We start from the raw sequence: 20,995 nt of genomic DNA on the forward strand, positions 1-20,995 counted from the left end.
CCTCCTTGGCGCTAAGCGCCTGCGGGGTCTCCCCTGCCCCGTCCTCCCACAGGAGTCTTCGCGCCTTCCGCTCCAATCAACATGTGCCAAAATCAACAATGAGCTTTAACATAGCAAAAAATAAGGACTATTCCATAGACAAGCCTAAAATTGACTATTAACCTATATAGCAAGTTATGACCACTTGAACAATTTGGTCATTTAATACTTTTAGAGTATACAACGATTCCTGCCTGTTTGCAAGCAGAAAAAAGAAGCTGTTATCAATGAACAGCTCCTGTTGAAAAATCTTTTCCTGTTAAAAACTCCAGGACGTCTTTGACAGCTGCCTCTCCTTGATCAATACAATCCGGAAGTCCAACACCACCATAAGAAGAACCTGCTAAAAATACACCAGGTAGATCCGTTTTCATATACTTTAAAATGTCAGCTAAACGTTGTTTATGTCCCACTGTATATTGGGGCATTGAATTTTTCCAACGTGAAATGATTGCAAAATCCGGATTCATTGTGATGTCCATCGTTTTCTTCAAGTCATCTAGTACAATCTTAATAATTCTATCATCAGAGAGATCTACGATGGTTTCATCTCCAGACCTCCCAACATAGCAGCGGAGTAATACTTTCCCTTTCGGTGTTGAATGATCCCATTTTTTATGTGTCCAAGTACATGCAGTGATCGAATAATCACTATTTCTTGAAACAACAAAACCTGTTCCATCGATGTCATTTTTCACTGCCTCTTCCGGAAATGCTAAAGCTACTGTTGCTACTGATGTAGAAGGGACTGATTTCAAAGGATCAAAAAAACTATACTCTGCAAACATCGCCTGTGTTATTTTATGAGGAGTCGCTGCAATGACGCTATCTGCCACCATTGTTTCCCCATTATTGAGATAAACTTCATACTTATTCTCAACTTTGGTGATTTTGTCTACACGATGTCCTTTTAAAATAGATATTGGATCCAATTTTGCTTCAATGCCTTCTGCAAAGGATTGAAGCCCCGTTTTAAATGTTAGGAAAGCTCCTTTAGCTTTTTCCTTACTTTCAGGTTTGCTGGGTTGGGCAGGGGTAGATTTTTTCATGCCAATGATCAGGCTTCTATATTTCTGTTCTACCTCATAGAATTGCGGGAAAGTAGACATGAGGCTTAATTGATCTATATCACCGGCATAAATCCCAGATAATAATGGTTCAATTAAATTTTCAACAACCTCATCGCCTAGTCTTCTTCTGAAGAATTCTCCTAATGATTGGTCTCTTCCGCTTTCGGACCGAGGTAAAATGAAATCTGCCGCAGCTCTTAGTTTACCGGGAATAGAAAAAAGACCTGTTGTGAGAAAAGGTCCTATTTCCGTTGGAATTCCCATGATCGAACCACCGGGCATTGAGTGAAGTTTCTCGTTAACTAAAACGAATGATTTTCCCGTGGAATTATGGACTAGTTGATCATCCATCCCTACTTCCGCAGCTAACCTGGAAATACTTGTCTTTCGTGCTAAAAATGAATCTGGACCTCTCTCAATCGTATATCCATCCCTGACAACGGTTTGCATTTTGCCACCGAGACGGTGTGATGCTTCGATGAGTTTAATTTCATAAGGGAGATTATGTTCTTGAATTGCTTTTTGAAGATAAAAAGCTGATGTGAGCCCAGCAATTCCTCCCCCAATGATGATAATCTTTTGTTTTTCTTCCGCCACGGCGCTCACCTTCTTCCACTAATCTGAATCTTACTCAGCTGTCATTTGAAGAACAACAGTCGACAATGCATCAATAAATTCTTCCTTTGCATTTGGCATTTCCGGTCGATAATAGCTTACACCTAATTCTTCCGTCACTTTTCTACATTCAAAATCATTATCATAAAGCACTTCAAGGTGTTCAGATACAAACCCTACAGGTGCAAAGACAAATGCCTTATAATGATGCTCTTTATATAAATCCCTTGTTAAATCCTGAACATCTGGACCCAGCCAAGGCTCTGGAGTTTGCCCAGCACTTTGCCAACCAACAACGTATTTTTTTACCCCTGCCTGTTCAGCAATTAAGTCAGCTGTTTCTTTCAGTTGACTCGGATATGGATCCCCAAACTGCAGAATCTTCTCTGGCAGACTATGCGCTGAAATGATGAGTACAGCTTCAGCCTTTTCTTCTTCAGGCATTTGGTCAAAGATTTTTTTAATCTTTCCTGCCCAATAATCGATAAACTTTGGTTCCTGATACCAGCTTTCAATTGTTCTTATCTTTAGCCGGCCTAATTTTTCTGCTTCTTCTTGGGCTCTTCCATTATAGGATTTTATGCTAAAGGTTGAAAAATGCGGAGCAAGAACTATACTTACAGCCTCTTCGATCCCATCAGCATGCATTTGATGAACAGCATCTTCAATAAACGGCTGGATATGTTTTAGACCAAGATACATTTTGAATTCTATATTTTGTTGGATTTTGTTTAGATGTTCTTCGAGTTTTTCTGCTTGCTCGAGTGTGATCTTTGCCAAAGGGGAGATCCCGCCAATGGCTTCATACCGACTGCGAAGCTCTTCAATCATTTCTGGAGTTGGCTTCCGGCCGTGGCGAATATGTGTATAGTACCCCTCTAAATCATCTAAGTTATATGGGGTACCATATGCCATTACCAGCAGACCCATTTTCTTTCTTGTCATGTCCGCACCTCATTTTCAAGTCTCTTCGCTTTTCCGTATTCAATGTTGGACGACTGATTAGGTTGGGGGCCAATAAAAGCTGGAGTGCTCTTAATGACCCACTATCAAGCAGCCCATATTATTGTGCCAAAAAATTGGTCTGCTTACCAATTTAAAGACTTAAGATGGAAACTTAACGACTGAGTTTTGATGCTGAATACTCATGGACAAAGGAAGTTAATTTTTTCAACGTTTCTGGGTTAACTGAAGGGAATACACCGTGACCCAAATTAAAGATGTAACCATCTTGTGCCATTCCTTGGTCTAATATTGCTTTCGCTCTTTCTTCGATTACTTCCCATGGAGCTAACAAAATAGCCGGGTCAAGATTGCCTTGAACGGTTTTATGAATGCCCATTTCCCTTGCCACGTGAATTGGCAGACGCCAATCTAAACCTACAACATCAAGTGGCAGGTCATTCCATTCTAATGCAAGATGGCTAGCACCAACGCCGAACATAATTAATGGAACATTTTCCTCTTTTAATGAAGTAAAGATACGATTCATGACAGGCTTAATGAAATAACGATAATCCTCTACATTGAGTGCTCCCACCCATGAATCAAAAATCTGGATGGCCCTTGCACCAGCTTTAATTTGCGACTTTACATATGTAATGATCATGTCCGCAAGTTTCTCCATAAGTGCAAACCATGCCTTTGGCTCGGTGTACATAAACGCTTTGGTCTTATTATAGTTTTTAGAAGGGCCGCCTTCGATCATATAACTTGCCAAAGTAAATGGTGCACCAGAAAAACCGATTAATGGCACGGATAATTGCTCTTGGGTTAATAATTTAATGGTGTCCAATACATAAGGAACATCTTCTTCTGGATTAATTTCGCCAAGTTTTTCAACATCTGCTAAAGAACGGATCGGATTGTCAATAACTGGTCCAATCCCACCTTTTATTTCTACCTCCATGCCAATCGCTGGCAGGGGTGTCATTATATCTTTATATAAAATGGCTGCATCAACGTTATATTGTTCAACAGGCAAGCGCGTTACATACGCACAAAGCTCAGGCTGGTGAGTGATTTCAAATAAGGAATACTTTTCTTTAATCTCTCTGTACTCTGGTTGTGAACGACCAGCTTGGCGCATATACCATACAGGTACATGGTCAGTTTTCTCACCTCTGGCTGCTTTTAAAAATGTTTCATTAATCGGTCTTGTCATTAGGGTAGTCCACCTTTCAAAAACATGTCTGTTGTCCATTTTAATATATATAGCATGAATTTAAAACTTACTGATTCTTTCTAAACTGTATTTACTATATCTATTAATCCTATTTGTGTATAGATAACGCTATTAACTGTCAAAAAAAAGTCGTTTTTATGTTTTAAAATTCGTTAAATCTGCAGGCTGACTTCCCAATATTTTTTTCACTTTTAGCTCTCACCACTTGATGCAATATTCATATTCTGTATTACATCCAACAGGGCTATAGCCCCCCTGGGTGAAAGAAAGGAGGAAATTGTATGATTGTCGAGCTTACTGCTCTTCATTGGATATATGTGACCTTTATTGTTCTTATTATTGGGTTTATGGTAATGAGAAGGGACACATCCATTGTTTGTATCGTCGGTATTTTCCTAATTGCTATCACAGCAACCGGGTCGTTAAGTCATTCGATAAGTAGTATTTTCAACAGTTTCAGTTATGCCATTACAGAATTATTATCTACTATTCTTGTTATTTCAATAATTGTAGCGATGAGCAATACATTAACGGTAACCGGAATTAATGATGTCATGATTTCACCTTTTCGAAAACTTATTCGTAACCCCACTCTCGCCTATTGGACAATAGGAATTCTAATGATGATTATTTCCTGGTTCTTCTGGCCTTCCCCTGCTGTTGCACTTTTAGGTGCCGTCCTTCTTCCAGTTGCGATTCGAGCAGGACTTCCTGCCCTTGGTGTTGCGATGGCAATGAACTTGTTTGGTCATGGAATCGCTTTATCGGGTGACTTTGTGATTCAGGCTGCCCCTAAGCTTACCTCTGATGCAGCAGGTATTCCAATTCAAGATGTCATAAATGCCAGCATTCCATTAGTATTTATTATGGGTCTTGTAACAACCGTTACGGCATTCTACTTCTTACGAAGGGATATGAAGCGTGGTGTTCTAACCACTACAACTTCTGTCAGCGCGGATTCGCCTTCGAGCAGCACTGACCATCCTGCGCTTTTATCACTTACTCAAAAACGCTTCTTTGCTATATTAGTACCATTATTATTTGCTGCAGATGTTGCCGCCATGTCAATCCTTGATTTAGCAGGTGGTGATGCCACAGCATTAATTGGCGGTACCTCCATTCTTATTCTTCTGTTAATCACTTTAACGAGCCATAAAAATAAAGGCTTAGAAAAAACAACACAATATTTAATAGAAGGATTCCAATTTGGTTTTAAAGTTTTTGGTCCTGTTATTCCAATTGCTGCGTTCTTCTATTTGGGTGACGCCGGATTTGGGAAAATCATTGGTGACTTTTTACCGAAGGCTTCCCAAGGGATTGTCAATGATTTAGGCGTTGCTCTCGCAAATATCGTTCCGTTAAGCAAAGAAGTTGGGGCGATTACCCTAACTACTGTAGGTGCCATCACTGGTCTGGATGGTTCAGGCTTTTCAGGTATATCGCTTGCCGGATCCGTTGCCAGCCTATTTGCTGTGGCTATAGGTAAAGGTGCTGCCACATTGACTGCACTCGGGCAAATCGCTGCTATATGGGTAGGCGGCGGAACACTTGTACCTTGGGCGTTAATCCCTGCTGCTGCTATCTGTAATGTCGATCCATTTGAACTAGCCAGACGAAACCTCCTACCAGTTGTGATCGGTCTCGTTGTGACAACGATTGCAGCAATGTTTCTCATTTAATCCAAGTAAAGAGGCTGATCCAGTGATCAGCCTCTTTACTTATTTTATACGTTTTTTAAAATAGGTATATATTTGAATCCAAATCACTACCCAAAGATAACCTAAAGCATAGCCTCCAAGGACATCTGAAGGATAATGAACATGTAATATAATTCGGCTAGCACCTATTAATAATAGTAAGATAGATGTAATTGCAGCAATGGTTATTTTTCCTGCCTTTGATTTTGTTCCCTCAATTAAAAGATACGCAATCATAAAATAAACAATCATCCCTACCATGGCATGACCGCTCGGAAAACTATAGCTTTTCACATTGACAAGATGTTCAAGGTCTGGCCTTGGGCGCTCAAAAAGATCTTTTAAAAGCTTACTAATTTCATTACCTAAGGCTATTGATAAGGCCAGGACGGCAGCACCAACATAGTTCCTTTTTTTTAGTAGTAACCAGGCTAACGCAAGCAAGGCTACAACCCCAATCCCTTTTTTATCCCCCATTTCTGTTAGTTGAATAAATAATGGAATGATTGTCTCAGGTACATGTGAGAATAGCCCTGCTATTTTTTCATCAATCCAAAATTGGCTGTGGATACCGACTTTGATTGTAGTAAATAAGGCAAATAATACAGCAATAAACATAAAAATAAAAGAAGGATTCCACTTGTTTTGATTTTTCCCCATTCCCCAAACCCTTTCCTGCATCTATCTAGTAGAAATTCTAATAAAAGTATAATGAAAAGGAATATAAAAATCTACTTTATAGGATAAAAGTGATAAAATAGTTTGAAAATACATTCTTTATTTCTGATACGTTTGGGGGAATCGATTTGTTAAACAAGCTGTTTGCTGCCTTAGAAGAGTCATATGAAGAAATGGTTGCCTTACGCCGTTATATGCACCAGCATCCAGAGTTATCTTTTCAGGAATATAATACAGCAAAATTCATTCATTCCTTTTATGAGAAGCTCCAAATTGAAGTAAGAGTTAACGTGGGTGGTAATGGTGTAGTTGCTAAGGTTTATGGAAAGAAACCTGGTAAAACGGTTGCATTACGCGCTGATTTTGATGCATTACCCATTCAGGATGAAAAGGAAGTTCCATACAAATCCTTAGTTCCAGGAGTGATGCATGCTTGTGGACATGATGGTCATACGGCTACTCTCCTCGTCCTTGCAAAAACAATCAACGATTTAAAAGAGGAATTGGAAGGCACATATGTTTTTATCCATCAACACGCTGAGGAGTATGCTCCTGGTGGTGCGATTTCAATGATTGAAGATGGATGTTTAGATGGTGTTGATGTGATTTTTGGTACTCATTTATGGGCAAGTGAAACGACGGGAACCATCCAATATCGAACCGGACCAATCATGGCGGCGGCTGACCGCTTTGAAATTGACATCCAGGGGAAAGGCGGTCATGGTGCCCAGCCACATAAAACGGTAGATGCCATCGTAATTGCTTCACAGCTTGTTTTAAATCTACAGCAAATTGTCAGTCGCAGGATTAATCCGATTGATTCCGCTGTTGTCACCATTGGCTCTTTCACGGCACAGAATGCCTTCAACGTTATAGCTGACAAAGCGCACCTCATTGGCACTGTGCGGACTTTTAATGATAGCGTCCGTCAATTTATCGAGGATGAAATGGAAAGAATTATTGCTGGTACATGCTCAATGTCAGGCAGTTCCTATGAATTTAGGTTTGATCGGGGATACCCTGCGGTGGTCAATCATGAGAAAGAAACGGCTTATTTGACTTCCTGTGCTCAGAAGGTCGCAGAAGTAACCACTATCGAAGAAAGCGAGTCGCAAATGGGCGGTGAAGATTTCGCCTATTATTTGCAAAACGTGCCAGGTACATTCTTCTTCACTGGAGCAAAGCCGGTAGGTAACGAAACAGGATACCCTCATCATCACCCCAAATTTGATATTGATGAAAAGGCAATGTTAATTGCAGCGAAAACATTGGGTGTGGCCGCAATAAGTATTCATGGTAATGATTAAGGAAAATCCCCTGAACTCAAATTGGGTCAGGGGATTTTTGCAGTAGTCTTAATCGATAGGCATTCATAGCTGTTTCTCCTAAATGCTTAAGGAGATTGTGATTGGCATAAGCACCGACAAAAGCTCCAATGCCCGGGACTAGTTGGAGCATTTTAGCTAAGTCGATATAATCCCGATACTCCTGTTGAAACTTGCGCCAATCCATTTCCACAAGAACTCGCTTTCGATTCTCCCAGTTTTCAATTTCATCTAGTGTACTCTTACGTATGTCCTCACTTGAAAATGCAAGCTGAAAAACATGAAGGATAAAAAGTCTTTCTGCATATTCCTTTGTATTAAACCCATAGATGGATGCTGCTTCAAATAGAAATTTCATCTTAATGGAAAGCAGTAACGGAAAGTCAGCAAGTCCAAGCAAAATACCACCAGCCCCAGTCCCCGCACCTTCAATCATCGCTGTCTTTTGAAAGGCAGTGATTTTTTTAGCTGCTAATTCATCTCTTTCAGCAAGCGTTAACCCACATGCCTGATCCTTATTTGTTGTCACCTGCGAGCCGAATAACGTTGCTTTTACCATTGCTTTGATACTTTCTGTCATTACCTCATGAACCTTTTCAGGAATTAATTCATTTATTTTCCCTTGAGCTTTTTTCGATAATCGGTTCATCATCCCTGAACGCCTCGTTAATTTTCGTTTCCACTCTTCGACTTCCTCAAAAACCTTTAATTCATACTCGTTCATTGGCAACCCCCCCACAATAATTATATGCATACATACGAAGTCCTCCGCCCAATAGTTTCAAAAAAATCCCCTTCTATGATCTAAAAGGGGATTTCCGATTATGATTTCAAACGTTTACTAGCGTAAAAATAAACAAAAACATAGCTAAAAACAAGTCCAGCACCTACAGATAGCAACGATATGAACAACTCACCTTTAAACAATATAAATAATGAAAAGATGACTGCTTGGATCGCTAAAATGGTCATTAATAAAGAGTAAAATGCTCCTGTCTTATATTTTTGTTCCACAGGATATAAGTCTACCCATAGTTTATTTTGATGATGATTCCAAAGTGGAAGAAGCTGAAAACCCGTTAAATATAAGAATAAAATTCCAAGTAAAATTTGACCTATCCCAAAAGAAAGAAAATAAATCGCGAGTGCACCAATTACTGTTAAGCGCATAAAGAGTCCTAAATAATCAGATGACCGTAAAAAGGCTCTCGAAAACAAATATTGATAGGTCTTATCTCGGGAAAAGGCAATTCGGTTAATGAATATATCTAACCATTTTCTTCTTTTTACCGTATCCCTTAATTTTGGCACGTCTGTAAACATATTTGCCAGCCGGTAGAAGGACGCCATCCTTTTCTCTTCTTGATTAATTAATAAATCCCATTTAAGGCCCATTTTCTTAGTTTGAACATAAAAGTAAAAGTAATAAAAAATACAAACTACCACAATTAGCAATAGGATAAAAATACTCGCTTGTTTAAATAACAAATATGTAAAAGTTGCATTTAATAAATAGCGAACAAAGATGTCCCATCTATGGATAGAAGATTGAACGAAAAAGTCGATTCGCCAGCTAGTTGCTAAATTCCAAGCCTTTAAGGCCAAAAGTATAACTAGAAAGGGGATAAATGAACGGAAGCCATTACTACTTATTTGGGCATACATTGGCATCAATACTGCCAACACCATAAGGAGAAGATACCCTTGAAAAACAAGACTCGCTCCTCCTGAACGAAGAAAATATCCTTTTAATTTATCCTCAAGCGGGAGTATAAACACCTGATCGGCTTCGAGCAGGAAATTGTAAACAGGACTATAGGTTAACAAGATACTAATCAATACAGCGATAATTATTTCTGCAGGAAAACCATCTGAAAGGGTTTCAATCCACTTTTGATAATAAAATGAGGCCGTTCCAATTAAAAACAATAAAACAACGACCAGATGCCCATTGAAAATATAGCGTAAATACCTGCCTAAATCTTTAATACGACTGCTAGCTCGGTCTTTCCAAAGCTTTTTTTCATCAAACATAATTTTCTTCCTTTGTTAATTGAATATACAAATCATCTAAAGAAGCAGCTGGCATGGAAAATTGCTCCCTCAACTCCTCAAGCGTCCCTTTTGCACGTATTTTTCCTTCATGCAAGATCACAAATCGATTACAATACTTTTCCGCAGTGGCCAAAATATGAGTGGACATTAAAATACCTGCACCGTTATCTTTCATTTTTTTCATCAAATCAAGTAGGGATTGAATACCCAGCGGGTCAAGCCCGACAAAAGGTTCATCAACAATATATAGAGACGGCTGAATTAAAAATGCACACATAATCATTACCTTTTGTTTCATGCCTTTAGAAAAATGGGCAGGAAACCACTTTAAACGCTTTTCCATACGAAATTCTGTCAGCAATGATGTAATGCGCTCTTTATAAGTGGCCTCATCAAGACCGTACGCCATTGCCGTAAGTTTCAAATGCTCCTCAAGGGTCAATTCTTCATATAAAACCGGGGTTTCTGGAACAAACGTAAACAATTTACGATAAGCTTCTTTATTTTCTGTAAAGGTTTGTCCATTTATTTTTACTGCACCACGGTGTGGTTCCATTAATCCAATAATGTGTTTTATGGTTGTACTTTTGCCCGCCCCATTTAATCCAATAAGGCCGACGATTTCTTTTTCCTTTACTTCAAAGGAAACATCTTTTAAGACAGGGTTTCGGGTATATCCCCCGACAAGATTTTCGATCATTAATAAAGACATTTGCAACGTCCTTCCTAAGCACGATTATTTTATTATTTTAACAAATTGTCCTTGATAAAAATAGAAATTCAATTTTTTATCTTTTTTTTGTATATTTCTTTTCACATCGGACATCATAATATTCGAAGGGGAAATAACTTACTTCGATGAAGCGATTCATCAAAACTTGAGATGAGGTGTCTGTCAAAGACAATTTACATTTCAAATAAGTGAGCTTCCAATTCGTTTCAGATAAGGGGATGGTTGTTTTGTACAAAGTGCACAGGAACCATTTTGAGTTCTAGTAACACCAAGTAACTGTTTATCTTAAAAAAATAAACATTAAATGAGGTGTTTACCGCAGATCGCTACCTGTTTTTATAAGTTGGGAAAACATATAAAAACAACATAGGGGATGGTCAGCTTGAACAATAATGTCTCTTTATAAAAAACACTCTATGAAAAATGAGGTGTTTATCAAAGAACACTCCTATTGAACGTATCTTTTGAAGCAATTCCCCTTCGAGAGGGCAGGATTCCATGCGGATCCTGCCTTTTTCTTTTTGGAGTTTGTATGGTAAAATAATACAAACCAATTAGAAAGGATCGTGTATGTAATGAGCGATTGTATTTTTTGTAAAATTGTTAATGGAGAAATTCCATCCGCAAAAGTTTTTGAGAATGAGCATGTATTAGCCTTCTTGGATATTACACAGGTAACAAAAGGACATACATTAGTTATCCCGAAAATACATAAGGAAAACTTATTTGAATTAACTCCAGAAATTGCCAGGAACCTTTTTGAAGTGGTCCCTGCCATTGCCAATGCCTTAAAAAAAGAATTTGAACCGATTGGATTAAATACGCTAAATAATAATGGTGAACATGCCGGTCAATCCGTATTTCATTATCATATGCATTTACTTCCGCGTTATGGAAAAGGGGACGGATTTGGAGCCGTATGGGAAAGTAATCAAAGTGAATACACTTTCCAAATGTTAGAAGAAATGGCTGCAAATATTAATAATCAAGTGTAAAACTAAGGTATTTTTAATTGTCTGAAAATTATATCTTTATTATTATTATATAATTATGTTATAATGAAAGCAGGTTTTTCGCTGCAGGCAACTAGCGCACTGCAGGAGGAACAAATAGATTAGTCTAGCAGAGGAGAGAAGAGAAATGAATACGAAGAACATTGTAATTTTAGCACTATTAGCGGGGATTGGGGTGGTCTTGCATACGGTAATGCCAAGTTTTCTTGGAATTAAACCTGACATGATGCTTGCTATGATGTTTTTAGGAATAATCCTTATTCCTGAGATAAAGAGTGTCTTGCTCTTGTCCATTGTGACCGGAGTATTGTCTGCATTAACGACTGGATTTCCAGGTGGACAAATTCCTAATATCATTGATAAGCCCATCACTGCTTTGGTCTTCCTCGGTTTATTTTTATCCTTAAAAAAATACCGAAAGTCTATTGTAAGTGTTGCCGTCTTAACTGCGGTTGGAACTGCTGTTTCAGGGACAATCTTTTTAACATCCGCATTCTATCTTGTAGGCTTACCTATGTCTTTCACCGCACTATTTGCAGCAGGTGTTTTGCCGGCCATTGCACTCAATACCGTTACAATGGTTATTTTGTATCCAGTAGCTCAATCAATTGTTAAGCGAACTAAATTAACAACACCTTCCGTCATTCAAAAATAATGAACGGGATCCTTTTTAAGAAAAGAACCCAGAGGGGTTCTTTTCTTAATATACTTTCTATAAAAAATAGGTGATCATTACAGCAATTACCAAACAAATCCCCCCACCTCCAGCTAATGCAAATGTTCTTTTCTTTAATATTTGTTTAGGTGGATATACACCGGGGCTTGTTAATCTTAAAAAATATTTAATTGCTCCCAATAAAAGGATCGCACCAAAAATAAAAAAAAGGGTTGCAGCAAGCTTCATCTATCTTATCCCCCTATTTAGTTTCAAAAATTCGACCATTTTGTAACTATTTATATGTTTAGGCGTCCATTCCTATGAACAAGGTCTATAAGTTAAAAAAAGGGATGAATGGAAACTTTTCTTTAAAATAAAATTTTAGAGTGAATTTTCTAAATGTTGCTATTTTTCCGTGGATCTTGTCAAAAAATATGATTCTTTTTCAAGAAAAAGCATATTTTTTTAAAATTCAATAGGATATTATTCTATTTTTTAAAAATTTTGTGAATTTATACTTTATTAATTTTTACTTTATTGGCATAATGAAAATAGAGAAATATAAAGTGGGTGAAAATGGGGATGACTGAAAAACAATATTCAATGAAGGAAGCGATGATTTTTACTCAGAGAGTTGCACAATTAAGTAAAGCCTTGTGGAAATCGATTGAGAAAGATTGGCAGCAATGGATAAAGCCTTTTGATTTAAATATTAATGAACATCATATTCTATGGATTGCTTACCATTTAAATGGGGCTTCTATATCGGATGTGGCCAAGTTCGGGGTTATGCATGTTTCAACAGCATTTAACTTTTCGAAAAAGTTAGAAGAACGAGGTTTGCTTCAATTTTCAAAAAAGGAAAATGACAAACGTAATACTTATATCCAGCTTACTGAAAAGGGTGAAGAGATTTTACTTCAACTAATGGAAACCTATGAGCCAAATGGCAATGCTGTATTTTCTGGTGCTTTGCCGCTTCGTGACTTATACGGCAAGTTTCCAGAGATTGTTGAAATGATGGCGATCGTCCGTAACATTTATGGGGAAGATTTCATGGAAATCTTTGAACGTTCATTTCATAATATTGAAAGTAGGTTCGTTGAAGAAGATGGGAAGCTAAAAAAATCAAAAAATACTGAACAAGAACTCGTTTAATATTGGATTATAAGTACTTTACCATCTCTTGAAAAAGGGGTAGGTAAAGCTTTTGCGTTAAACACGCGTTAATTACTTCTCTTATATTTAGTGTAGACGGTAATGATACAGATAATTCATGAAAAAGCGGATGGAAGTACACATACCCCTCCGCTTTTTGTTCTTCCATTTTTAGGTTCATTTTGTCACATAAAGAATAAAACTTCTCTATTTCCTGTTCGGTAATCCCATTTTCAATTATTAGTTTATATAATTCAAGCTTTGGATCATTAAGCAATTTTAATAATAGCTTTTGATGAAATTCAAGCAAGTTTATTCTTTCCAGTAATTCATGTTCATTCATCCTATTGCCCTCTTTTCAGAACTTTAACATTTTTATATGTTTATTATTAACCTTTTAAAACATTGGGTAAACCATTTTTAATAATATCGGGTAATATTTTTAATTAGTAGTTCCCGACGAACATAAATGGTTAATGCATCCATTAAGAGCCTAACATTCTTCCATTCTTTTTGACTATCTTTTTCAGGTGATTTTTGATATTGTATTAATCATAACACGTACATCAGGGAGGGAATCATTGATGATCTCCATTTTTATTGTCTTCGCTATTTTTATCTTGTTTTATGTAAATAAAATGACCAATTCACTCTGTATCCAAAAAGAAATTCCTGAAGAAAACCAACATAAGGTATTCCGTACCATTAATATCCTAATTACGATTCTTCTGATCTCTTCATATTTGGAAATTTTATATACATAATCCAATTAGAACACTTTAGCGAACGAAGGGATTTGTATTCATTAAAAATAGAAGCGATGAGAGCATTTCTCATCGCTTTTAGTTTGATACTTTTATTAATGAACCCAAGAAGCTCCAATGATAATTAATAAAATGAATAGGACAACCACTAAGGCAAATCCTCCACCGTAACCTGCTCCACCAGACATATATTTACCTCCATTCATAAATGTTAATTTGGTCTTACCAAATCCAAGAAGCCCCGACAATAATTAATAGTATGAAAAGTACTACAATTAAAGCAAATCCAGCTCCATATCCATGGCTCATCGTAATACCTCCTTTTTCATTTACTACGATATACTATTCAAACCGTATTCATTTCGTTTAGGCACTTCCCACTTTTTTTGAAATGATTTTTAGGTTGCCTTTTTTATAAATTTCAAAAAATAAACATCGTTATAATTTTTGCAGTAGTTCCCATTTATGTTATAGTAGAGTTTGTGGACAAGAATTTACTGTTTAGGAGAGATTTCATCATGAAAAAATGGTTATTAGCCCTTTCATTGGCTGGTGGAGTACTTGCATTAACTGCATGTAATCAAAGCGGATCTGATACAGTGGCAGAGAGCAAAGTTGGTAATGTTACGCAAGAAGAACTTTACAATACAATGAAGGATAAATACGGGGACCAAGCCCTTCAGCAGCTTGTATATGAAAAAGTTCTATCTAAGAAATACAAGGTTACTGATAAGGAATTAAATGCGAAAATCGACCAATTAAAAACAGATCTTGGTGCAAATTTTGAATCTACGCTTGCACAATATGGTTATAAAAGCGAAGATGACTTGAAGAAAACGATGAAGCTCGGCATGATGCAGGAAAAAGCTGCGATGAAAGGCGTTAAGGTAACTGAAAAGGAATTAAAGGATTACTACGCTACTTATCAACCTGAAATAAAGGCTCGTCATATCCTTGTTGCTGATGAAAAAACAGCAAATGAAGTGAAGAAAAAACTTGATGGTGGAGCAAAATTTGAAGATATGGCAAAACAGTATTCAACAGATGAAGGTTCTAAAGCAAACGGCGGGGACTTAGGCTGGTTTGGAACTGGAAAGATGGATCCTGACTTCGAAAAAGCTGCATATGCTTTAAAAGTCAATGAAATTAGTGCTCCAGTAAAATCACAATTTGGTTATCATATTATCCAATTAACTGACAAAAAAGAGAAAAAACCATACGCAGAAATGAAGGACGAAATTGAAACACAAGTAAAATCTTCTAAATTAACCACTGAAGAAATTAATAAAGCTATGGAACGTGAACTTAAAGCTGCAGATGTAAAGGTTAGTGATAAAGACTTAAAAGATGCACTTAAACCACAAGCAGGAGCAGCAACTGCTGCACAATAAGAAATGAAAAAAGCGGAACGCCTCCTATGGGCGCTTCCGCTTTTCTTATTCACCAGTTGCCTTAAGTTCTTCTTTAAGTTCTTCTTTAAGTTCTTCCTTCAATTCCTTTTCTCTCTCCAGGCGTTTCATATAGATTTCGCCTTCCTGCTCAATGTTTTCCATTTCCATTAGTCGCTCTTCTCTTCCTGTTTTCAGTGCCATTAGTGCACTCACTACAATACCAACCACGACAGCATATACCCAAATAGGAATAGTCAATTTTTCTTGCTCCTTTCTTAGTGGTTGTCCACCTTTACTAAATGATATTCCCTTAAAATGAAATTATTCATATTACCTTTTAAAGCAAAAAAAATAACCCAAAAGAGGGTTATTTTATTTATGAAAAACTGGCTTATAAAAGGAACGATTATCCAAGGCGAAAATTCGCTCGGTAAATTCACCTGGCTTCACTCTTTCTAATGCACGGTCAAGCATATTCATTTTTGCATCAAGATTATCGATATAATGTAAAATCTCAGCTTCTTTAATCATTGGCGGTTTTGGACTGCCCCATTCTGCTTTTCCATGATGACTTAGAACAAGATGTTGGAGAATAAGGACTTCTTCCCCAGAAATACCGAGTTCTTCAGCTGCTTTGCCTATTTCATTAATCATAATCGTAATATGCCCAAGCAGATTCCCTTCAATTGTGTAGACCGTCGAAATGGGACCGGAAAGTTCCAATACTTTACCCATATCATGTAAAATAACCCCTGCATAGAGTAAATCCTTGTCAAGGCTTGGATAAAGCATGGCAATTGATTTGGCCAGATCAAGCATACTGACAACATGATATGCAAGTCCTGACACAAACTCATGATGATTTTTAGTTGCTGCTGGAAACTCTAAAAAAGCCTCCTGATGCTTCTTAATTAAATGCCGAGTAATTCTTTGGATATTAGGATTTTTCATTTCAAAAATATACTGAGTAAGTTTGCCTGACATTTCTTCTTGGCTTAGTGGAGCGGTCTCTAAGAAGTCATCCAATTTTACGCCATCTGACGGCCCAGTACGGCGAATTTGTCGGATTTTAAGTTGACTTTTCCCTCGATAACTATGCACATCACCTTGTATTTTTACAATACTTTGTGGTGCATAACTCTTTCCATCCTCTTCATTAACATCCCATAGCTTTGCTTCTATTTCCCCGCTTTTGTCTTGGAGAATTAGTGTTAAAAAAGGTTTGCCATTACTTGCAATTCCTTTAGTAGAACTTTTTATTAATAAAAAAAGTTCCACCTGTTCCCCTACTTCATGCTTTAATATTCCTTTACCCATAATTTCACGTCCTTTCTACTAGTAAGAGTATAACATATCCAATTATCACTCTATGAAATTATCTGAACAGCACCTTTTTCTAAAAAAAGAACATTTTCCCTTGGGAAATGTGTAAGCAAATGTTTATGACAAGTGAAAAATAATAGTTGATTTCGCTCCAGCCCTTTTAGTAGTTCTATCACTTTTTCTGTTCTATTTGCATCAAAATTTACAAAACTATCATCAATTATAATTGGGAGCAGATGTTTCTCATATAACGTAACTGCAAAAGCAAGTCTTATGGCTACGTATAATTGTTCGGTTGTAGCTTGGCTTAGTTCATTTGCTTCAAATATAGTTCGATCCTTACGCTCAACTAAAAAACCCGATCCTGTGTCCTGTAAGTGAATCCTATGATAGTTGCCATCAGTGAGAAACAATAAATATTCCTCTGCTTTGGAGAGCATCATTGGTAAATGAATATTTTTATACTTTTCAATCGTATCTGAGAGGATCTCTTGTGCTAAACAATAGACGGACCACTCTTTCGCTGCATCTTCCAATTCAAATTTTTTCTGCTTGTAGTGATGGAGAATATCTGAATAAATGCCTCCCTCTTCTAGGACTTGAATTTCATACCTAATGGAAGCTTGTTCTTCCAGAACTTTTTTTAATTTTGCTTGTAGTAATTGGACCTCCTCATTACATTCAGTCAGTAATTCATCACTAGGTCGCATTTGGAGGAAGTTTTCCCGTTCCTGTTCAGAGAGAATCGAATATTGTAGTTGGCTCTGCAGTGATTCTAATCTTTCAGTCAGCTTTACTTTCTTTTCTGCCTTTGCTCCAAGTTCATAAAATTGTTGCTCTGTTTCCACCTGTGCAGAAGAAATAAGTTTTTTATATTCTGATTGCAGATGAGTCAACTCCTGAGACTTTTGCCTTAAATCAGCTTCAAGGTCCGTAAGCTTACCTAGTCTCTCTTGACTCGTTATTAGCTTGCCATGTTCTTCTTTCAACTTGTTTCGCAATACATAGGCAGCATTATACAAATCTAAACCTTTTTCATTTAAATAAAGCTTCTCAAAATGATGGAGACTCTTTATTATTTTTTCCTGCTGCTGATTTATTTGCTCAATTCTTGAATGTAATTGTTTTTTCTCTCTATAAATCAACTTATAGTGTTCAATTAGTTCAAATGCTTCTAGTAGAAAGGAATTAGCAATATATTCAGGAATCCTTAATTCATTGCTAATGGATAACAGCTTTTCTTTATTTTGAGCTGACTCCAATTCCCATTGTTCAAATTTTGCAATGACCTTTTCATATTGAGCTTGCTGCTGCTTTAACTTCATTTTTACTATTTGCAGTTCTTCTTTCCTCTGGTTATCAAGCTCTAACTGCTCCTCAAGATTTGTTATTTCGATATATTCAGCTGAGTGGAGTATTTTCGTTAACTCTTTTTCCTTTTCTCGTAAACCGTTTAATGTTTGATTTAAGTCTACTTCCTTCGATTGCTTCTTCGTTTTAGTCATAAAAATGGCTATTAAACTACACCCTAGTAAACCTAAAGTAACTAAAAACCATTGCTTTGATAGCAAGCCATAAAATGTTACTGCAGCTAGAATAAACTCAAAAAGATAAAACTGAAGTTTCTTCTGCTTATCTTGCTTTGCTGAAGTAGCTTTATCTCGTTCATTTATCTGTTGATAGAATTCTATTTTGTCTTGTAAGGCCCTTAATTCTCCTTCTATGCTCTTCTTATCATTTCCCGAAGTTAACTTCTCTTCAAGCCGCAATCGTTCCTGTACAGTTAGAACATGTCTCTCTGCTAGTCGGACCTCTTTTTCTATTTCTTCTAAATTGCCTTTTTCTTCTTGATATTGATTTTCTAATTCTTCCTTTACTTCTTCTAGCCTTTGAACTTTCCGAGAAACTACATCAACTTGGTTTTTCATATAAATATTTGTATTAATAGAAAGGATATTTTCCTCATTTAAATTTAAATGAAGCTTTTCTTTAGTTATAGAAAGCTCTTCTTCAATAGCTAAAAGTTTCGTTTCGCATTTCAGCTTCTCCTGCTTTAATTGCTCATAGAGCGGGACTTGGTCAAGCAAGGAAAGAAGATCCGGCTCATTTTTTAGAAAAGAATGGTCTGGCTGAATCATCGCTATTTCTTTTTTCAAAATTCCAATTCTTTCGGTCATACTGTTAATCTCCGCACGATAAGGATGGATGAGTTGATTTATGTTTTCGGCCCGTTCAATACCACGTGCCGGAAACCCAATCTCTCCTAGTTCCTTTAGCTCCTTCGATGTCCACTTTTCATCCTTGACAGTGGATTCGATCCTTTTCCATTCATTTAGCTTTTCAATCATTGCCCCAAGCTCCTGTATAGACCCGTTTATTCCGGTTAGTTCTTCCTGGAGCATCTCTTTCTTTTCTACTAAATTAGAATAATTTTTATTTTTTGCTTCTGCTATTTTCAATTCTTCATTGATTTCATGAAGTGCTTGTAACTTTTCATTTAATAAAGGTTTCTTTCCTGAAGGCTTAAAGCGCGCGTCTAACTCTTTTTGCAGGAAACCTTCTGTTTTTGACAACCTTTCAGTTCCTAATGTTCCAGCGGAAAATAGGAATTTCCCTATCTCTTCACTTTTCATTTGGTGGATATTTTGCAAACCATGCAAATTAAAAGAAAAAATAGCTTGAAATAAGCTTTTATCAAAGTTTCCAGTTAATTCTTTAAGTAGTTCCTCGCCGCCCATCCTACCATTGTCCAAAGCGACCTTGACATCGCCGGCAGCTTTTCCTTTAACACGTTCAATCACAGCCCCGCCGTGACTTTCATGATAAATTCTAATTTTTCCGCCGTATTTGGTACTATGTTTTGGCTCATATCGGGGCACTAATGATTGTTGTTTTGTAGGAAAACCGAATAGGATGCCATGGATAAAGGCCATAATTGTGGACTTACCAGCTTCATTTTCTCCATAGAAAACTTGAAAATCGTGAAGGTTGGTAATTTGGACATTCTCTAATTGGCCATACCCGTATATGTGTAGTTCAAGGATTTTCAAATCTTCCTCACACCTTCCCTAAGCTTGATAAAGTAATTGTATAAGCAACTTCTCTGCTTTTCCTACTAGTTCTTTTTGCTCTGCAGCCGTAAACTGAGCTAAATATTTTCTCCCTAAATGGTGTTCGTACAATGGAGCCAAAGCATGCTCCACATCGTCATAATGGTCAATGGTTTCAAAGAGCTCTGCATAAAAATTAGCGTCCCTTTTCATTTGTTCTTTATCTATTTGCTGACTAACTGTGATGGTTAAGTCGACAACCCAAACAAATGATTCCTCATCTTTTTCATCCTCTAAGAGAAGCTCTAAAAGTTCGGCATCGACGCTTCTTTTTTCCCGTTCATCGTCTAATTGAATATTTTTCAAAACAAGAGATAATAGCGTCCCCTTCTGTTCCTTCCGTACACTATTGATTTGAGTCTGGCATAATTGTAACAGCTCCTGAAAACTTCTGGCTGAAGATCCATCAACCACTGCTTCTTCCCAAATAATATCAGCTGTTTCTAAAAAGGTCATTTTCAGATCAAGTTCGGTTAACGATACATGATAAATTCCTTTTACCCCTGTTTCTTTCTTATTTCTACCTTGGATATTGCCTGGATAAATGATCGGCGGTTTATCAGATAGGATCGTTCTTTTATGGATATGGCCCAATGCCCAATAATCAAAATCTTTTCGAAGCAAATCACTAACTGTAAATGGAGCATAGTTATCATGCTCAACCCCAGAACTCTCATTTCCATGAAGAATTCCGATATGGAAGTCGGCTTTTTCTTTCTTTATATAATCATCTATTCTTCTATCATAGACATGTCTCGTCGGATAACTAAAGCCATATAGATGGATGATTTCTCCGCTCTTTGTATGTAAAACTTTGGTTCCTACCTCATTAGTAAAAACATGTACATTTGGTGGCATGTCGAGGTGAACCCAGGACCCGTTTAAATGATCATGATTACCATGGACGATATAAACAGGAATTTCTTTTTCTGCAAGCTTAAGCATCTCGGTCCGAAACCGGGATTGTGCCCGCAAGCTGCGGTCCTCACCATCGAACAAATCGCCTGCTAATATAACGAAGTCCACCTGATGGTAAATCGCAGCTGCCGTAACCTTTTTTAAGGCTGTAAACGTACTTTCTTTCACTCGTAAAAAGATATTATGAGGCAAATACTTTAATCCAACCATCGGGCTGTCCAAATGCAGATCAGCTGCATGAATAAACGTTATCTTTTTCATAA

22 protein-coding genes are annotated in these 20,995 nt (G+C 37.2%); 7 read left to right on the top strand and 15 right to left on the bottom strand.

Annotation, left to right across the window (positions count from 1 at the left end; all coding sequences use genetic code 11):
- Positions 1-263: 263 nt before the first annotated feature.
- The 3 genes from hemY to hemE all read right to left on the bottom strand — a co-directional run bounded on the left by hemY (position 264) and on the right by hemE (position 3,888).
- Positions 264-1,706, bottom strand: a complete 1,443-nt coding sequence (gene hemY / locus QF028_RS19970; protein WP_429468059.1) for a protoporphyrinogen oxidase — start codon at positions 1,704-1,706, stop codon at positions 264-266.
- Between the two features lie 30 nt (positions 1,707-1,736).
- Positions 1,737-2,669 (bottom strand): ferrochelatase, encoded by a 933-nt coding sequence (gene hemH / locus QF028_RS19975; protein ID WP_429468062.1) that lies wholly within the window; start codon positions 2,667-2,669, stop codon positions 1,737-1,739.
- Positions 2,670-2,841: 172 nt separating this feature from the next.
- Complete coding sequence (hemE, locus tag QF028_RS19980) at positions 2,842-3,888, bottom strand: uroporphyrinogen decarboxylase (protein ID WP_429468063.1); 1,047 nt, start codon at positions 3,886-3,888, stop codon at positions 2,842-2,844.
- 302 nt (positions 3,889-4,190) lie between these two features.
- Here hemE and QF028_RS19985 point away from each other — a divergent pair, with 302 nt between their 5' ends.
- Positions 4,191-5,588 (top strand): hypothetical protein, encoded by a 1,398-nt coding sequence (locus QF028_RS19985; protein ID WP_429468066.1) that lies wholly within the window; start codon positions 4,191-4,193, stop codon positions 5,586-5,588.
- 39 nt (positions 5,589-5,627) lie between these two features.
- On the opposite strand, the gene QF028_RS19990 is transcribed toward QF028_RS19985, so the two are convergent.
- Complete coding sequence (locus tag QF028_RS19990) at positions 5,628-6,266, bottom strand: phosphatase PAP2 family protein (RefSeq protein WP_429468069.1); 639 nt, start codon at positions 6,264-6,266, stop codon at positions 5,628-5,630.
- Between the two features lie 146 nt (positions 6,267-6,412).
- On the opposite strand from QF028_RS19990, the gene QF028_RS19995 reads away from it, so the two are divergent.
- Positions 6,413-7,591: a M20 family metallopeptidase gene (locus QF028_RS19995; protein WP_429468071.1), complete on the top strand. Its 1,179-nt coding sequence runs from the start codon at positions 6,413-6,415 to the stop codon at positions 7,589-7,591.
- A gap of 16 nt (positions 7,592-7,607) precedes the next feature.
- Here the strand turns inward: QF028_RS19995 and QF028_RS20000 are convergent, their stop codons facing one another.
- The 3 genes from QF028_RS20000 to QF028_RS20010 form a co-directional block, all read right to left on the bottom strand.
- On the bottom strand, positions 7,608-8,333 hold the full coding sequence (locus QF028_RS20000; protein ID WP_168242428.1) for an EcsC family protein: 726 nt from the start codon (positions 8,331-8,333) through the stop codon (positions 7,608-7,610).
- A 98-nt stretch (positions 8,334-8,431) separates the two neighbouring features.
- Positions 8,432-9,643 (bottom strand): ABC transporter permease, encoded by a 1,212-nt coding sequence (locus tag QF028_RS20005; protein WP_429468073.1) that lies wholly within the window; start codon positions 9,641-9,643, stop codon positions 8,432-8,434.
- Positions 9,636-10,376, bottom strand: coding sequence for an ABC transporter ATP-binding protein (locus QF028_RS20010; RefSeq protein WP_168242426.1), 741 nt, complete (start codon positions 10,374-10,376; stop codon positions 9,636-9,638). The genes QF028_RS20005 and QF028_RS20010 overlap by 8 nt, the downstream gene beginning before the upstream one ends.
- Before the next feature lie 596 nt (positions 10,377-10,972).
- Between QF028_RS20010 and QF028_RS20015 the strand changes: the two genes are divergently transcribed.
- Positions 10,973-11,392, top strand: a complete 420-nt coding sequence (locus QF028_RS20015; protein WP_429468076.1) for an HIT family protein — start codon at positions 10,973-10,975, stop codon at positions 11,390-11,392.
- A 145-nt stretch (positions 11,393-11,537) separates the two neighbouring features.
- Positions 11,538-12,065, top strand: coding sequence for a tryptophan transporter (locus QF028_RS20020; RefSeq protein WP_429468079.1), 528 nt, complete (start codon positions 11,538-11,540; stop codon positions 12,063-12,065).
- 57 nt (positions 12,066-12,122) lie between these two features.
- On the opposite strand, the gene QF028_RS20025 is transcribed toward QF028_RS20020, so the two are convergent.
- Positions 12,123-12,314 (bottom strand): hypothetical protein, encoded by a 192-nt coding sequence (locus QF028_RS20025; RefSeq protein WP_168242423.1) that lies wholly within the window; start codon positions 12,312-12,314, stop codon positions 12,123-12,125.
- Between the two features lie 336 nt (positions 12,315-12,650).
- Between QF028_RS20025 and QF028_RS20030 the strand changes: the two genes are divergently transcribed.
- Complete coding sequence (locus QF028_RS20030; protein WP_168242422.1) at positions 12,651-13,226, top strand: HTH-type transcriptional regulator Hpr; 576 nt, start codon at positions 12,651-12,653, stop codon at positions 13,224-13,226.
- A 7-nt stretch (positions 13,227-13,233) separates the two neighbouring features.
- Here QF028_RS20030 and QF028_RS20035 read toward each other — a convergent pair whose 3' ends face one another.
- Positions 13,234-13,569, bottom strand: coding sequence for a DUF1878 family protein (locus QF028_RS20035; RefSeq protein ID WP_214999868.1), 336 nt, complete (start codon positions 13,567-13,569; stop codon positions 13,234-13,236).
- A 241-nt stretch (positions 13,570-13,810) separates the two neighbouring features.
- Here QF028_RS20035 and QF028_RS20040 point away from each other — a divergent pair, with 241 nt between their 5' ends.
- Complete coding sequence (locus QF028_RS20040; RefSeq protein WP_088085999.1) at positions 13,811-13,990, top strand: hypothetical protein; 180 nt, start codon at positions 13,811-13,813, stop codon at positions 13,988-13,990.
- A gap of 95 nt (positions 13,991-14,085) precedes the next feature.
- Here the strand turns inward: QF028_RS20040 and QF028_RS20045 are convergent, their stop codons facing one another.
- Both QF028_RS20045 and QF028_RS20050 read right to left on the bottom strand, forming a co-directional pair.
- Positions 14,086-14,178: a YjcZ family sporulation protein gene (locus tag QF028_RS20045; RefSeq protein ID WP_429468083.1), complete on the bottom strand. Its 93-nt coding sequence runs from the start codon at positions 14,176-14,178 to the stop codon at positions 14,086-14,088.
- A gap of 34 nt (positions 14,179-14,212) precedes the next feature.
- The gene (locus QF028_RS20050; protein ID WP_214713368.1) at positions 14,213-14,299 is read right to left on the bottom strand and encodes a YjcZ family sporulation protein; all 87 of its coding nucleotides are present in this window, start codon (positions 14,297-14,299) and stop codon (positions 14,213-14,215) included.
- 209 nt (positions 14,300-14,508) lie between these two features.
- Between QF028_RS20050 and QF028_RS20055 the strand changes: the two genes are divergently transcribed.
- The gene (locus tag QF028_RS20055; RefSeq protein ID WP_214999870.1) at positions 14,509-15,381 is read left to right on the top strand and encodes a peptidylprolyl isomerase; all 873 of its coding nucleotides are present in this window, start codon (positions 14,509-14,511) and stop codon (positions 15,379-15,381) included.
- A 45-nt stretch (positions 15,382-15,426) separates the two neighbouring features.
- Here QF028_RS20055 and QF028_RS20060 read toward each other — a convergent pair whose 3' ends face one another.
- The 4 genes from QF028_RS20060 to QF028_RS20075 form a co-directional block, all read right to left on the bottom strand.
- Positions 15,427-15,639: a sporulation YhaL family protein gene (locus QF028_RS20060; protein WP_088085996.1), complete on the bottom strand. Its 213-nt coding sequence runs from the start codon at positions 15,637-15,639 to the stop codon at positions 15,427-15,429.
- 114 nt (positions 15,640-15,753) lie between these two features.
- Complete coding sequence (yhaM, locus tag QF028_RS20065; RefSeq protein WP_168242419.1) at positions 15,754-16,698, bottom strand: 3'-5' exoribonuclease YhaM; 945 nt, start codon at positions 16,696-16,698, stop codon at positions 15,754-15,756.
- Between the two features lie 50 nt (positions 16,699-16,748).
- Positions 16,749-19,754, bottom strand: coding sequence for an AAA family ATPase (locus QF028_RS20070; protein ID WP_429468087.1), 3,006 nt, complete (start codon positions 19,752-19,754; stop codon positions 16,749-16,751).
- A gap of 18 nt (positions 19,755-19,772) precedes the next feature.
- Positions 19,773-20,993: a metallophosphoesterase family protein gene (locus tag QF028_RS20075; RefSeq protein WP_429468089.1), complete on the bottom strand. Its 1,221-nt coding sequence runs from the start codon at positions 20,991-20,993 to the stop codon at positions 19,773-19,775.
- Between the last annotated feature and the right edge of the window lie 2 nt (positions 20,994-20,995).

This window comes from Neobacillus sp. B4I6 (genome assembly GCF_050434045.1).
Lineage (GTDB): Bacteria > Bacillota > Bacilli > Bacillales > Cytobacillaceae > Neobacillus.